15 protein-coding genes are annotated in these 12877 nt (G+C 69.9%); 6 read left to right on the top strand and 9 right to left on the bottom strand.

All coding sequences use genetic code 11. The features are described from left to right. Positions 1-321 (top strand): hypothetical protein (locus VHA72_RS00240; RefSeq protein WP_325572416.1); only part of this gene is annotated, 321 nt, incomplete at its 5' end. A gap of 24 nt (positions 322-345) precedes the next feature. Here VHA72_RS00240 and VHA72_RS00235 read toward each other — a convergent pair. Further along, positions 346-1362 carry a phosphotransferase gene (locus VHA72_RS00235; RefSeq protein ID WP_325572414.1) on the bottom strand — a complete coding sequence of 339 codons (1017 nt, stop codon included), beginning with the start codon at positions 1360-1362 and terminating at the stop codon, positions 346-348. A 181-nt stretch (positions 1363-1543) separates the two neighbouring features. Here VHA72_RS00235 and dnaK point away from each other — a divergent pair, with 181 nt between their 5' ends. From dnaK to VHA72_RS00210, 5 genes are all read left to right on the top strand, one after another. Continuing rightward, positions 1544-3388, top strand: coding sequence for a molecular chaperone DnaK (gene dnaK / locus VHA72_RS00230; protein ID WP_325572412.1), 1845 nt, complete (start codon positions 1544-1546; stop codon positions 3386-3388). Continuing rightward, positions 3385-4005 (top strand): nucleotide exchange factor GrpE, encoded by a 621-nt coding sequence (locus VHA72_RS00225; protein WP_325572410.1) that lies wholly within the window; start codon positions 3385-3387, stop codon positions 4003-4005. Before dnaK ends, VHA72_RS00225 begins: the two co-directional genes overlap by 4 nt. Before the next feature lie 119 nt (positions 4006-4124). Beyond that, positions 4125-5309 carry a molecular chaperone DnaJ gene (dnaJ, locus tag VHA72_RS00220; RefSeq protein ID WP_325572408.1) on the top strand — a complete coding sequence of 395 codons (1185 nt, stop codon included), beginning with the start codon at positions 4125-4127 and terminating at the stop codon, positions 5307-5309. After that, positions 5306-5740 carry a heat shock protein transcriptional repressor HspR gene (locus tag VHA72_RS00215; RefSeq protein WP_325572406.1) on the top strand — a complete coding sequence of 145 codons (435 nt, stop codon included), beginning with the start codon at positions 5306-5308 and terminating at the stop codon, positions 5738-5740. The genes dnaJ and VHA72_RS00215 overlap by 4 nt, the downstream gene beginning before the upstream one ends. 61 nt (positions 5741-5801) lie before the next feature. Continuing rightward, on the top strand, positions 5802-6377 hold the full coding sequence (locus tag VHA72_RS00210; RefSeq protein ID WP_325572404.1) for a hypothetical protein: 576 nt from the start codon (positions 5802-5804) through the stop codon (positions 6375-6377). Here the strand turns inward: VHA72_RS00210 and VHA72_RS00205 are convergent. The 8 genes from VHA72_RS00205 to VHA72_RS00170 form a co-directional block, all read right to left on the bottom strand. Next, positions 6362-7795 (bottom strand): hypothetical protein, encoded by a 1434-nt coding sequence (locus tag VHA72_RS00205; protein WP_325572402.1) that lies wholly within the window; start codon positions 7793-7795, stop codon positions 6362-6364. The genes VHA72_RS00210 and VHA72_RS00205 overlap by 16 nt on opposite strands. Continuing rightward, positions 7792-8523 (bottom strand): DUF6230 family protein, encoded by a 732-nt coding sequence (locus VHA72_RS00200; protein WP_325572400.1) that lies wholly within the window; start codon positions 8521-8523, stop codon positions 7792-7794. The genes VHA72_RS00205 and VHA72_RS00200 overlap by 4 nt, the downstream gene beginning before the upstream one ends. Further along, entirely contained in the window at positions 8523-9326 is an 804-nt protein-coding gene (locus VHA72_RS00195) for a hypothetical protein (protein WP_325572399.1), read from the bottom strand. The genes VHA72_RS00200 and VHA72_RS00195 overlap by 1 nt, the downstream gene beginning before the upstream one ends. After that, positions 9319-9822, bottom strand: a complete 504-nt coding sequence (locus VHA72_RS00190; RefSeq protein WP_325572397.1) for a DUF6114 domain-containing protein — start codon at positions 9820-9822, stop codon at positions 9319-9321. The genes VHA72_RS00195 and VHA72_RS00190 overlap by 8 nt, the downstream gene beginning before the upstream one ends. A gap of 11 nt (positions 9823-9833) precedes the next feature. Further along, on the bottom strand, positions 9834-10634 hold the full coding sequence (locus VHA72_RS00185) for a DUF6230 family protein (protein ID WP_325572395.1): 801 nt from the start codon (positions 10632-10634) through the stop codon (positions 9834-9836). Then, entirely contained in the window at positions 10631-11590 is a 960-nt protein-coding gene (locus VHA72_RS00180; RefSeq protein ID WP_325572393.1) for a DUF6230 family protein, read from the bottom strand. Before VHA72_RS00180 ends, VHA72_RS00185 begins: the two co-directional genes overlap by 4 nt. Before the next feature lie 75 nt (positions 11591-11665). Beyond that, positions 11666-12172, bottom strand: coding sequence for a DUF6114 domain-containing protein (locus VHA72_RS00175; RefSeq protein WP_325572391.1), 507 nt, complete (start codon positions 12170-12172; stop codon positions 11666-11668). Positions 12173-12236: 64 nt separating this feature from the next. Then, positions 12237-12877, bottom strand: a 641-nt coding sequence (locus tag VHA72_RS00170) for a DUF6230 family protein (RefSeq protein ID WP_325572389.1), incomplete at its 5' end; no start/stop codon positions are given.

Here is a 12877-nt window from a genome sequence, read left to right as displayed (position 1 = left end):
GGCGCGACCAAGAAGGGTCGGAAGAGGGCGAAGAAGCGGGCCGCCGCGTCAGGGCTGAACCAGTCGGCCGAATGGTCGGCCGGATGGTACCCGCTGGTCACGGACCCGACGACCGTGACCTACGGGTCGGGACTCCAGGACAGTGCTACGGCGATGGCCGCGGAGCTGGTCTGCTTCGTTCCCCGGCCACCGCAGTCGCCCGAGTCGCGGGCCTACGTCGTGAGGATCCACGGCGCGCATGTCGGCACGACGCTGTCGGCGGCCGATCCCACCAGTGGCCTGGCGCATGTCGTCGGCGGCGTACCCGTCGCGGTGCGCTGAGCTAGCCGCCGCTGCCGAGCGGGATCAGCGCCTCGCGCCCGCTGCACGCCGATCGAGATACGCCGCGGCGAAGCGCTCGATGGTCGGCAGGCACACCTCGACCGGCTGGAAGCTGCCGGCCGCCAGAGTCTGCAGCCATGAGCCGAGCCCGAACAGCGGGGTGCGGGCACAGGCCGCCCAGGCCTCGTCGTACGACGGAGCCAGCGGGCCGAGTGCGGTCAGGTAGCCGCGCAGGAGGTCGCGCTCGTGGGCACGACGGTCGGCAACGTCGAGGCTGGCGACCAGGAAGTAGCCCACGTCGTGCGCCCAGCTGCCCGAGCGGACCAGCTGCCAGTCGTAGAAGCCCGTGACCGCGCCCAGCCGGTAGGTGTTGCCCGGATGGGGATCGCCGTGCAGCAGCGTCTGCGGACCCTGCCGGGCCAGCCGCGACCAGGCGCGGAAGCCGCGCTCCACCTCGCCCGGTGAGACCGGCAGCGCGAGGCCGAGACGACGCAGCTTCAGCAGGGCGTGGACGAAGCCGGCGTAGGCGACCGGCGCCCAGGCCGGGCCGAACCGCCACGGGCGTACGAACGCCGGCAGCTGCCGCCCCCAGTGCGCGGCATGCAGCCGGGCGAGACCGGCCAGGCCGTCCGCGACCTGCTCGGGCGTGAGCGGCGTCGTCGCCGCCTGGGGTACGCCGCCGGACGCCGTGACGTCGGCCATCACCACCACGGCCGCCAGCCGGCGCCGATCGGTGGCTGCGGCCAGGAACGACGGATGCTCCAGCGGCAGCGCGAGCCCGCTGCGGGCCAGGTCGGCCTCGGCCTCCCGGGCGCCCAGCGCCGTCAGGGCCAGCCGGTTCACCAGGCTGCCCTCGCGCTTGACGAAGACCCGGCGCGGCCCGTCGCCGGTCGCCCAGGCCAGCTCCGCCCGGGCGCGGGCGTTGGTGCCGTCGGCGATGTCGCGCAGTTCGACGGAGCCGACCCGGCCGCCGGGGGAGGCGAGCGCCAGGGTGAACCACTCGGGGGTGAGGTCATGCCAGTCGCGGGGCACCGGGAGCACCTGTGCATCATGCCGGACGGGTCGCTTCGAGAAACATGTCGGCAGTGGGAATGCCCGGCGTACCACCTTCGTTGTGATGACCAAGAAAAGTTGAGTTGAAGCGACTCAAGTTATTTGTCAGACTGGCGCCGGCGCGTCAGGATGACGGCAGAGCTGGACAAGTCTTTCGGAGGTAACACCCATGGCACGTGCGGTCGGCATCGACCTCGGGACCACCAACAGCGTGGTCTCGGTCCTGGAGGGCGGCGAGCCCACCGTCATCGCGAACGCGGAAGGGTCGCGCACGACGCCCTCCGTGGTCGCCTTCGCCAAGTCCGGCGAGGTCCTCGTCGGCGAGGTCGCCAAGCGGCAGGCGGTCACCAACGTCGATCGCACGATCAAGTCGGTCAAGCGCCACATGGGCACCGACTGGACGATCGAGATCGACGACAAGAAGTTCACGCCGCAGCAGATCAGCGCGTTCGTGCTGCAGAAGCTCAAGCGCGACGCCGAGGCATACCTCGGTGAGCCGGTCACCGACGCGGTCATCACCGTCCCGGCGTACTTCAACGACGCCCAGCGACAGGCCACCAAGGAGGCCGGCGAGATCGCGGGCCTCAACGTCGCCCGCATCGTCAACGAGCCGACCGCGGCCGCGCTGGCCTACGGCCTGGACAAGGGCGACGACCAGACCATCCTCGTCTTCGACCTCGGTGGCGGCACGTTCGACGTGTCCCTGCTGGAGATCGGGGAGGGCGTCGTCGAGGTCAAGGCGACCAGCGGCGACAACCACCTCGGTGGCGACGACTGGGACAACCGGATCGTCGAGTGGATGGTGACCAAGTTCAAGAACGCCAACGGCGTCGACCTGTCCAAGGACCGGATCGCCCAGCAGCGGCTCGCCGAGGCCGCCGAGAAGGCGAAGATCGAGCTGTCGGCCTCGCAGAACACCACGATCCACCTGCCCTACATCACCCACGGTGAGAACGGTCCCCTCCACTTCGAGGAGACCCTGACCCGGGCGGAGTTCCAGAAGATCACCGCCGACCTGCTCGACCGCACCAAGGTGCCGTTCCAGAACGTCCTCAAGGACGCCGGCATCGCGGTCAAGGACATCGACCACGTGGTCCTCGTCGGTGGCTCGACCCGCATGCCCGCGGTGACCGACCTGGTCAAGGAGCTGCTCGGCGGCAAGGAGCCCAACAAGGGCGTGAACCCGGACGAGGTCGTCGCCGTCGGCGCGGCCCTGCAGGCCGGCGTCCTCAAGGGCGAGGTCAAGGACGTGCTGCTCCTCGACGTCACCCCGCTGAGCCTGGGCATCGAGACCAAGGGTGGTGTCTTCACCACCCTGATCGAGCGCAACACCACCATTCCGACCAAGCGCTCGGAGATCTTCACCACCGCCGACGACAACCAGCCGTCGGTGGAGATCAAGGTGGCGCAGGGCGAGCGCGCGATCTGGGCGCAGAACCAGCCGCTGGGCAACTTCGAGCTCACCGGCCTGCCGCCGGCGCCGCGGGGCGTGCCGAAGATCGAGGTCACCTTCGACATCGACGCCAACGGCATCGTGCACGTCTCGGCGAAGGACCAGGCGTCCGGTCGTGAGCAGTCGATGACCATCTCGGGTGGCTCCGCCCTGAGCAAGGAGGAGATCGACCGGATGGTCAAGGAGGCCGAGCAGTACGCCGAGGAGGACGCGAAGCGTCGCGAGGCCGTCGAGATCCGCAACCAGGGCGACTCGCTGGTCTACTCCACCGAGAAGTTCCTGGCCGACAACGGCGAGAAGATCCCGGACGACGTCAAGACCGAGGTCCAGGCCGATCTGGACGCCCTCAAGACGGTCCTCGAGAACAGCGAGGCCGCCGGCGAGGAGATCCAGGCCGCCATCGCCAAGCTGGGTGAGTCCAGCCAGAAGATGGGCGCCGCGATGTACGCCGCCGCCGAGGCCGAGCAGTCCGCCGCCGGTGGCTCCACCGGTGCGACCGGCGAGGCCGACGACGACGTGGTCGACGCCGAGATCGTCGACGAGCCGGGCGAGGAGCAGTGACCGAGGAGCAGCAGCCGCAGGAGGCGCCGGTCGAGGAGACCGGCGCCCCCGAGGCGGCTGCCCCCGAGACCGCTGCGACCCAGGCCGCTGCGCCCCAGGCCGACGAGCGCCCCGAGGACCGCCCCGCCGAGGATCGCCCCGCCGAGGAGCCAGCGGCGCCGTCGGACGAGGCGGTCGAGCCGGACCTGCAGTCGAAGATCGACGAGCTGACCGGCGACCTGCAGCGCCTGCAGGCCGAGTACGTCAACTACAAGCGGCGCGTCGACCGCGACCGCGAGCTGGTGGCCCAGCAGGCGACGTACAAGGTGCTGAGCCCGATCGTGGAGGTCCTCGACACCATCGACCGCGCCCGCGAGCACGGCGAGCTCGAGGGCGACGCGAACGCCGGCTTCAAGGCGGTCGCCGACCAGCTCGAGCGAATCGTCTCGGGTCTGGGGCTGAGCAAGTTCGGCGAGCCGGGTGAGGCCTTCGACCCGCAACTGCACGAGGCGCTCTCGCACCTGGGCAGCGACCCCGACGTCGAGGTGACCACCGTCAAGGTGCTCGCCAAGGCCGGCTATCGGATCGGCGACCGGGTGGTCCGTGCCGCTCAGGTGCTGGTCGTCGACCCCGAATGACCCGAATGCGTTGAAGAGTCACTTTCGGCCGCTCGAGTGGTCACTTTTCGCCACTCGAGTGGCCCGGAGGTGGACACTCGACACGCCAAAGGTGACCACTCGACGAGGAAGGAGGAGGGATGGCTGACGAGGGCATTCGCGCCGACTGGGCGACGAAGGACTTCTACGCCGAGCTGGGCGTGAAGAAGGACGCCACGTCCGACGAGATCAAGAAGGCCTACCGGAAGCTGGCGCGCGCCAACCACCCCGACTCCAACCCGGGTGACACCGCCAAGCACGAGAAGTTCAAGAAGGTCGCCGAGGCCTACGACGTCATCGGCGACGCCGAGAAGCGGAAGAAGTACGACGAGGTCCGCTCGCTCTACGCCGGTGGCGGCTTCGGCTTCCCGAGTGGCGGCGGTGGCACGGCCGGTGGTCGCGGCTACAACTTCGAGGACCTCTTCGGCGACCGCGGCCAGACCGGCGGCGGTGGCTTCGGCGATATGTTCGGCGATCTCTTCGGCGGTGGCGGCTTCGGCCGCCGTCAGACCCGCCCGCGACCGACGAAGGGCGCCGACGTCGAGTCGACCGCCACGATCGGCTTCGCCGAGGCGCTGGAGGGAGTCACCATCTCGCTGCGGCTCTCCTCCGATGCGCCGTGCCCCGACTGTCATGGCACCGGCGGCAAGCCCGGCACCAAGCCGCGGGTCTGCCCCGAGTGCGAGGGCGCCGGCTACATCACCCAAAGCGTCGGCGGCGCGTTCTCGATGAACGAGACCTGCCCGCGCTGCGGCGGTCGTCAGCTGATCTACGACGAGCCCTGCCCGACCTGCCACGGCAGCGGACGCGGGCTGTCCTCGCGCACCATCCAGGCCCGCATCCCGGCAGGCGTCAAGGACGGTCAGCGGATCCGGCTGCGCGGCAAGGGCGGTGCCGGCGAGAACGGCGGACCGGCCGGCGACCTCTACGTCACCGTGCGGGTGACGCCGCACCGGGTGTTCGGGCGCAAGGGCGACAACCTGACCATCGACGTACCGGTGTCGTTCGACGAGGCCGCGCTCGGCGCCGAGATCAAGATCCCGACGCTGACCGGATCCCCGGTGACGCTCAAGATCCCGGCCGGTACGCCGAACGGCCGCACCTTCCGGGTGCGTGGCAAGGGTGCCCGGAAGTCCGACGGCACCATGGGCGACCTGCTCGCCACCGTTGACGTACAGGTCCCGGCGGTGCTGGACCCGGCCGCGAAGGCCGCCGTCGAGGCCTACCGCGAGGCGACGGCGCACAAGCCGCTGCGCAGCAAGCTCTTCGACGAGGCGCGGTCATGAGCACACGACGGATGACGCCCGGCGCCCCATCCCCGGACGCCGCCGTCTACGTGATCTCGGTGGCGGCAGAGCTGACCGGGCTGCACCCGCAGACCCTGCGCACCTACGAGCGACTCGGCCTGATCACGCCGGGCCGCACCGGGGGCGGTGGCCGCCGCTACTCCCACCACGACATCGAGCTGCTGCGCCAGATCGCCGACCTGACCGGCGCCGGCATCGGGATCGAGGGCGTACGCCGCATCCTCGATCTGCAGAACCAGGTCGCCGCGCTCCGCTCGCGCAACGAGGAGCTCGCGGCCGAGCTCGCCGCCACCCGGCAGGCCCTGCGCGACGCGCTCGCGACCAGGGTCGCGGCCGCGCCCTCGAAGCTGCCCGCCGTTCGGCAGCCCGACATCGGCCAGTCCGTCGTGGTCTGGCGCCGCGGCCGCTGACTTCTCCACAGCCCCGCTGCCATCGATCGCTAACACCGCCGGCCCCACCTACCCTGGGATCGTGACCTCCTGGGTGCAGACCATCACCATCCTCGTCGGCGTGGGCTCGCTGACCGGGATGTTCTGGCGCGCCATGAACCTGCGGTTCGAGGCACTCGAGACCCGGCTGAGCGCGCGGATGGACGCCGGAGACCATCGGCTGGACGCGAAGATCGGCGGCGTTGAGCATCGGCTGGGCGAGCGAATCGACGGCACCGACACCAAGATCGACGGCGTCGAGCAGCGGTTGAGCGCGCGGATGGACGCCGGAGACCATCGGCTGGACGCGAAGATCGGCGGCGTTGAGCAGCGGTTGAGCGCGAGAATCGACGCCGGAGACCATCGGCTGGACGCGAAGATCGATGGTGTCGAGCAGCGGTTGAGCGCGGCGATGGATGGCCTCGACGCGAAGATCGACGGCGTCGAGCAGCGGTTGAGCGCGCGAATCGACGGCACCGACGCGAAGATCGACGGCGTCGAGCAGCGGTTGGACGCCAAGATCGACGCCCTCGCCAAGCTCACCGAGGCGCAGTTGCGCCCACTCCAGGAGGACGTGTCACTGATCAAGCAGCGCCTCTTCGGTCAGCCCGCCGCCTGAGCGATCTCCTCCGCCGGTTCGCCGATGACGGCGGCCGACTCGGCCCGCTTGCGCCACCGCTCCGTGACGTAGTAGCAGACCACCACCGCGGCCAGCAGGCACAGCCACAGGTCCGGCCCCTGGGCCCGCAGGTCGTCGACCACCGCGTTGTGGGTCCAGGCGACCTCCATCGGCAGGTAGGGCACCGGGTGGATCGGCGTGTCGCGCAGTCCGACGGAGTTGCGCTCGGTGAGTGCCGCGTAGGTGAAGGCGCCCCACGTCACCGCCACCACCATCGCGACCGGATAGTGCAGCCGACGGGGCAGCCGCCGTACCGCGAAGACGCAGGCGGGCGCGGCGCACATCAGCGGCTCGAGCATGAGCCGGTAGCCGAAGAAGCCCGATCCGCCCGTGAAGCCGTCGATCTGCCCCTGAACGAGCGCGTAGACCAGACCGCCGACGGCGAGCACCCGGCTCCAGTCCGGCAACTCCCGCCAGCGCAGCACCACCAGCGGCAGCAGGATCAGCAGCACCGGCGTGAACAGCAACACGCCGCGGTCCGGCGCGATCCAGAGCCCGAGGTGGTTCATCAGCAGCGCGACCGCGCCGTGTCCGATCACCGGGCTGTCGCCGGTGTTCCCGGTGGCAAGCGCCTCGCCCGGCGCGGAGCCGTAGCCGCCCGCCGGGTTCCAGCTCCCGTAGAGCCAGTGGCTGTAGACCGAGGCCAGCACGAGCATCACCGTGCTGACGACGCCGGCGCGGACCGCCGGGGTGGGCCGGCGGCGCCACACCGCGACGCCGAGGCCGAGGATCGCCACGATCACCGCGACATGCAGTCGGCCCCACAGCCCGATCCCGCCGAAGAGCCCGACCAGCCACCAACGTTCGCGGTCGGCGGCCCAGGCCATCCCGGCGATGCCGAGCACGGTGATCGGATGCGTCCACAGGAACGCCGCTGACACACTCCACATCGGTGTCGCGAAAGCGAGCACCAGGGTGGCGGCAAGCGCCGCGCCGAACCGCACGTGGTGCACCACGGTGAGGAAGAACAGCGCCATGGCGAGCGCGGTCAGCAGGCAAGCGGTCACGTTGCCCGGTGCGAAGTGGTAGCCGTGGTGGCCGAGCAGATGGGCATCGATCCAGTACGCCGGGATCGACGCGATGGTCGCGCCGGGAGAGCGGAATGCCACCGCATGGCCGCCCGCACCCGCCGCCACCCATGGCGACAGATCGAGGTGGTAGCCGGGGATGATGTGCGCCACCGCCGACCAGTCGAACCCGTCCAGCCACGGCTTGCCGGTCGTCGCGATCCGGAACGACTCGACCGTCGCGGAGAACGCGTCGGCGTTGATGACATGGCGCGGGTACGTCGCCAGGTACACCGCCAGGGTGCCGACGAAGACGACGAACCCCCGAGTGCGGAGTGCCAGCGGGTTCATTGGGGCAGGTCCGTCGTCGTGGTCATGTCACTCCAGCACTGGCCGCCGCCACCCGTTCCCGTCGTGATCGACAGCTTGGGAAGCGCGATGTTGCCGCTGATCGCGGCGTCGTAGAGGTAGCCCTTGACGCTGTAGAAGGTCGCCGACGTGCCGGAGATCCCCACCCAGTTGGCCGCACTGGGGCCGGCGAGCGGGTTGGTCAGACCAGGCGTGGTCTGGATGTCCTGGGTCGAGATCCCGATCTCGTCGAGGCCGTTGAGGTTGATGCCGTTGCTGGCCTGCCCCGACTGCTGCATCCCGCGGATCTGCCGCAGGTCGAAGGTGGCGTTGTTGGCCGCGATGTCGGGCCAGGTCGTGCCGCTGGAGGGGTTGGATGCCAGGTTGCCATCGCCCGACCTGAGCGTCAGCGTCACGGTGAGGGGCCCGATGGTCTCCTGGCGGGAGACGCAGAGACCGTCGAGGCGAGCCGTGGCGAAGCCAGCGCGTAGCACCGGCACGGTGGTTCCGCTCTGCAGCTTCGCGGTGGTCATCCCGAACCCGACGTTCTGGGCATAGATCGCACTGGAGGCGAAGCGGGTCGGCTCGCCGTTGGCGTTGTTGTTCTCGACGGTGAAGTCGAGCGCCACGACCTGGTGGCTGATCGCGGTGAGGGCGGCGCCGATGCTCACCAGCCCGAGGCCGATCGGTACGCTCGCCCGCCCCCAGCGGGTGCCGCGTCGTTCGTCCATCAGCTCACCGTGATCGTGGTGTTCGGGAGTTGGACGGAGCTTCCTCCCGGTGGGCCGCCGCTGCCGTTGTGAGTCGCGAGGTAGTAGATCTTCAGGTCCATCCCGGCGATCGGGAAGTTGTTCAGGCCAAGGAACTGCAGCATCCCCGGGGCGCAGACCTTGACGAAGAGCGTCTTGATGCCCTGGTAGCACTGGCCGTACTTCGAGATCGTCGTCGTACAGGGGGCGGAGCTCGAGCTGGTCAGCTCGATGTAGCTCGCCAGTGCGCACAGGCTGCCGTCGTTGATGGACAGCGTGCTGTTGCCGTCGACCCAGAGGTCGGTGAGCACGTTGTTGCCGCCGATCGTGAAGTTCCCGGACGGATTGATCGACAGGTTGTACGACGGGCTGGGCGCGGCTCCGGTCCAGCCGTTCGTCTTCAGGACGGCGGCGTTCTCGTTGGTGACCAGGAAGGAGTTGAACGCAACATGGCACATGCCGCCGGCGGGGCTGATGGTGTCGCCGGCCGCATCCTTCACGGTCTGGCCGCAGCCGATGAGCGCCACCCCGTTGATCGTCGCCTGGGTCGTGCTGTTGAACGGAAAGGTCAGGTCGAGCATGGCTCCGGAGACGCATGGATTGACGCTGCCGGTGGTGCTGGTGCCGCTGCCGTTCCACAGCGCGAGTGACGTCCGCGTGCAGGAGGCCGTTCCGCTCGTCCCGTTGGCCGTGGACGGTTGCGGTGTGAACAGCAGCGACCCCAAGAACAGCAGCAGTGCGATCAGGACGAGGTTGCGTTGCTGTCGTGGTCCCAGGTCACGCATGACCGGAAGACCCCGGGGTCACCGTGCCGCTCATCTTGCGCAGCTGTCGCTTGCTCGGCCGCTTCGGCCCCCAGGACCAGATCATCGACGCGCCGATGATCCCCAGCACGCTGCCGAGCAGGTAGCCGCCGAGGTTGGCGGTCGGGAAGGCGGCCAACGCGACCAGGAAGGCGACGAAGCCGGCCAGGCCCTTGTACGTCGGCGCGAACCAGGCGACCAGGCCGAACAGGATCAGGCCGCCGCCCATGACGTAGCCGGCCGCGTAGGACCAGCCACCGGTCAGGGCCAGGCCGATCGAGAACGACATCGCCTTGACGATCTCCAGGCCCGCCAGGATGGTCCACACGCCGCCCCAGAACGGGCGGGTACGGCGCCACGCGCGGAACCAGCGCCGGCCCAGGTTCAGCCGGCGCAGCGCGCGACGACCGATGCCGCCGCGGGGCGCCGGTGCGCTCGGCTCGGCGGTCTCGGACATGATGGTGAGGCTATCGCTCATGACTCGCTCCTTCAGGACGCGGAGTTCGGGCACGCGGTCTGGTCGCTGCTGCCGGGCACGACCCTGATCTTGAGGCTCGGCAGGGAGATCTGGCCGGCCAGGTTGATCCCGTACGACGCCCCGTCGAGGTAGCCGACGTTGAGATGCTGGGCGGTCAGGCCGAAGGCACCGTCGACCGGTTGGAGCTGGTTCGTGGGCCAGGCGCCGGTGGACAGCTCCTGCGCGGTATCGGGGGCGTTCGTGCCCAGGTCGAGGCCGGAGATCTGGTTGCCGTACCCGGACAGGTCGTTGCTGTTGAGGAACAGGTCGGTGGCGCTGATCGTGTCGGTGGTGTCCGCCAGCGAGCCGTCGGCATCGAGCGCGACCGGGTTGTCGTCGCCGTCGAGGAACGTGTTCTGGCTGGAGTCGAAGGATCCGCGCACGGGCGCGCCGGCCTTGATGATCAGCGAGACGTCCCCGACGCCGATGAGCGACTCGTGGGCGATCGCGCACAGGCCGTCGAGGTGGGCGGTCTTGATACCGAGCTCGGCGACGCCCTGCTGGCCGGCGGCGGTGGCGGCCTTGTTCTGGGACAGGAAGCCGCCGGCGGAGACCCCCTGGATGTAGTTCGAGTACACCTGGAAGGTGTGGTCGGTGGTGGTGAAGTTGACCGCCAGCACGTTGGAGCTGACCAGCTGAAACATCGCGGCGAGCGCAACCAGGCCGGCCCCGGTCATCGCTATCGCGCGCGGCACCCGGACGCCGTCGACCGTCGGGCCGGTGTAGCGGAGGCGCGCGCGCCGGGCGCGCAGCCGAGCGACCGGGCCGGTCATTGCGAGCAGTCCGGTTGGCCGCCGGTGTACGTGGTGTTGTCGATGTGGACGACCTTGATGCCCAGCTGCGGCAGGTTGATCTGGCCGACCAGGTTGATGCCGTAGGTGGAGCCGTTCAACCCCGCGACGTTGAGCTGCTGGGCGTACAGGCCGAAGTTGCCCGGCGTCGTCGACGGGTCGGTGCCGCCCGAGCCGGTCGGCCAGGTGATGCCGGCCTGTGCGCCGACCGAACCGGCCGACTGGCCGAGGTTGAGACCGGAGATGGAGTTGCCCAGCGCGCCGGAGAGCGAGTCGGTGTTGACGAACAGGTTGTTCGCGCTGATCGAGTTGGCCCGTTCGCTGCCCTTCAGGGCACCCATCCGCAGGCCGCTGCCGTCGGTGGCGACGCCGTTCGAGTCGGTGTCGGTGGTGCCGTAGACCTGGGTGCCCGCCGTCCACCCGGTAGGCAGCTGCCCGGGGGTGAAGGAGGACTGCACCTTGTCGCCGGCGGTGATCTGCAGCTCCCAGTTCATACCCAGGATCGACTGCTTGGCGATGGCGCACAGGCCGGCCAGGTGGGCGTAGTGGATGCCCAGCTCGGCGATGCCGGAGTTGCCGTTGTCCTGGCGGGTGGTCGCGTCCAGGAAGCCGGCGGCCTGCTGGGCGTCGAGGTAGTTGCTGTAGAGCTGGAACTCGTTGTTGCCGGTGGTGAGGTTGACCGCCAGCACGTTCGCGGTGACCAGGCTGAACATGCCGCCGAGTCCGGCGAACCCGACGCCGGCCATGATCAGGCCGCGCTTGCGGGTGCCGCGGCGCTGGACGGCCGCCGCCTCCCGCATGAGGAGTGACTTCTCGTCGGCCCGTTCGCGCAGGCTCTCGGCCCGTCGGCGGAGGTTCTCCGCCGTACGACGAGCGAGGTCGCTACTCCAGGCGCGCGCCTTCGGACGCCGCCGACGACGGTGTGAGCGGTCCTTCATGCGTACTTCTCCCTCGGTGACGGGACCACTCCCTCATGTGGTCCCGATGGTGCTCGTCAGTGCTGATCGGCGCGCTCAGGCGGCAATCGAGTCACTGACGCGGCGTCGACCGGCCCGGCGGGCCGCGCGACGCTCCGCGCGGGCGGCAAACTTCGCCAGCTGCTTGTCCGAGTACGGCGCCCAGGCGAAGCACAGGCCCGAGCCGACGATGCCGAGCAGCATGCCGATGATCCAGCCGCCGAGGTTGGCCAGTGGCAGCGAGGCGATCGAGAGCATCATCGCGATGATCGACGGAAAGTGGCGCTGGGCCGGCAGGATCAGGCTGATGGCCGCGGCGGCGACCATGCCGCCGCCGAGGATGATCGGCGTGAGCCCGTGCGCGCCGACGCTGGTGTAGAACCCCCAACCCGCCCCGAGCAGCGGCCGGCCGACGAAGTAGCCGCCGGCGCCGAGGATCAGGGCGCCCCAGAACGGACGGGTGCGCCGGAAATGCGTGAAGGCGTTCCAGCCGCTGCGCAGCGGCGAAACGCTCGACGTGGTCGTGGTGGCGGCCTCGGGGGCCGCGGTGCTGTCGTTGATCATGTTCTCCCCCTCTGCTGCGCTGGGGCGGCGACTCGGCCGCCCCAGCGCGTTCGAGCCGGTGGGCTCAGCAGGTGCCCTGGACCGAGGCGTGGACGCCGAGGCTGCCGAGGCCGGAGAGGCCGGCCGGAAGCGTGGCCGAGTAGGCGGTCGCGTCGACGTCGGTCAGGTTGGCCGAGCCGCCGGTGAGCGCGAAGGCCTGCGAGGAGTAGCCGGTGTCGCTGTCCTCGAAGGTGCTCTTGGCCGTCGAGTTCGTGACCACGCCGGCGGCGTCGGTCTGCTGCGCACCGACGTCGACGTTGGCGATGCTGGTGCCGGTGCCGGAGGTCAGGTCACCCGCGTTGAGCACCACGTCGCCGAGGTCGAAGGTGCCGGAGGCGCCGGCGCCCAGGTCCATCGCGAGGTGGACGCACTTGTCGACGATCGGCACGTGCTTGTCGACGCCGAGGCCCAGCGTGTCCGCCTGGGCGTTCGCCACGGCGGCGACGGCCGAGCCGGTGCTGCCGCTGGACGGGCCGGCGAAGCCGGGCCGGATGGCCAGCGAGTCCGCGCTGAGGTTGTTCGACGTCAGGTTGAACCCGTCGGCCGACGTGAAGGTCGCGGCGACCATGCCCTGCAGGATCGCGACGCCGAGACCGGCGGCGGCAATGCCGCCCGGAACGGTGATGGCAGCGAACCGACCCAGACGGGACCGGCCCTCACCCTTGA

It is taken from the genome of Nocardioides sp. (assembly GCF_035547795.1).
Lineage (GTDB): Bacteria > Actinomycetota > Actinomycetes > Propionibacteriales > Nocardioidaceae > Nocardioides.
Note: the sequence above shows the minus strand (reverse complement) of the source record. Positions and strands in the feature narration are given on the sequence as shown.

Coding starts and splice junctions, on each gene's coding strand:
- dnaK (WP_325572412.1), top strand. CDS start 1,544: ATGGCACGTGCGGTCGGCATCGACCTCGGGACCACCAACAGCGTGGTC.
- dnaJ (WP_325572408.1), top strand. CDS start 4,125: ATGGCTGACGAGGGCATTCGCGCCGACTGGGCGACGAAGGACTTCTAC.
- VHA72_RS00215 (WP_325572406.1), top strand. CDS start 5,306: ATGAGCACACGACGGATGACGCCCGGCGCCCCATCCCCGGACGCCGCC.
- VHA72_RS00205 (WP_325572402.1), bottom strand. CDS start 7,795: ATGAACCCGCTGGCACTCCGCACTCGGGGGTTCGTCGTCTTCGTCGGC.
- VHA72_RS00200 (WP_325572400.1), bottom strand. CDS start 8,523: ATGGACGAACGACGCGGCACCCGCTGGGGGCGGGCGAGCGTACCGATC.
- VHA72_RS00195 (WP_325572399.1), bottom strand. CDS start 9,326: ATGCGTGACCTGGGACCACGACAGCAACGCAACCTCGTCCTGATCGCA.
- VHA72_RS00190 (WP_325572397.1), bottom strand. CDS start 9,822: ATGAGCGATAGCCTCACCATCATGTCCGAGACCGCCGAGCCGAGCGCA.
- VHA72_RS00185 (WP_325572395.1), bottom strand. CDS start 10,634: ATGACCGGCCCGGTCGCTCGGCTGCGCGCCCGGCGCGCGCGCCTCCGC.
- VHA72_RS00180 (WP_325572393.1), bottom strand. CDS start 11,590: ATGAAGGACCGCTCACACCGTCGTCGGCGGCGTCCGAAGGCGCGCGCC.
- VHA72_RS00175 (WP_325572391.1), bottom strand. CDS start 12,172: ATGATCAACGACAGCACCGCGGCCCCCGAGGCCGCCACCACGACCACG.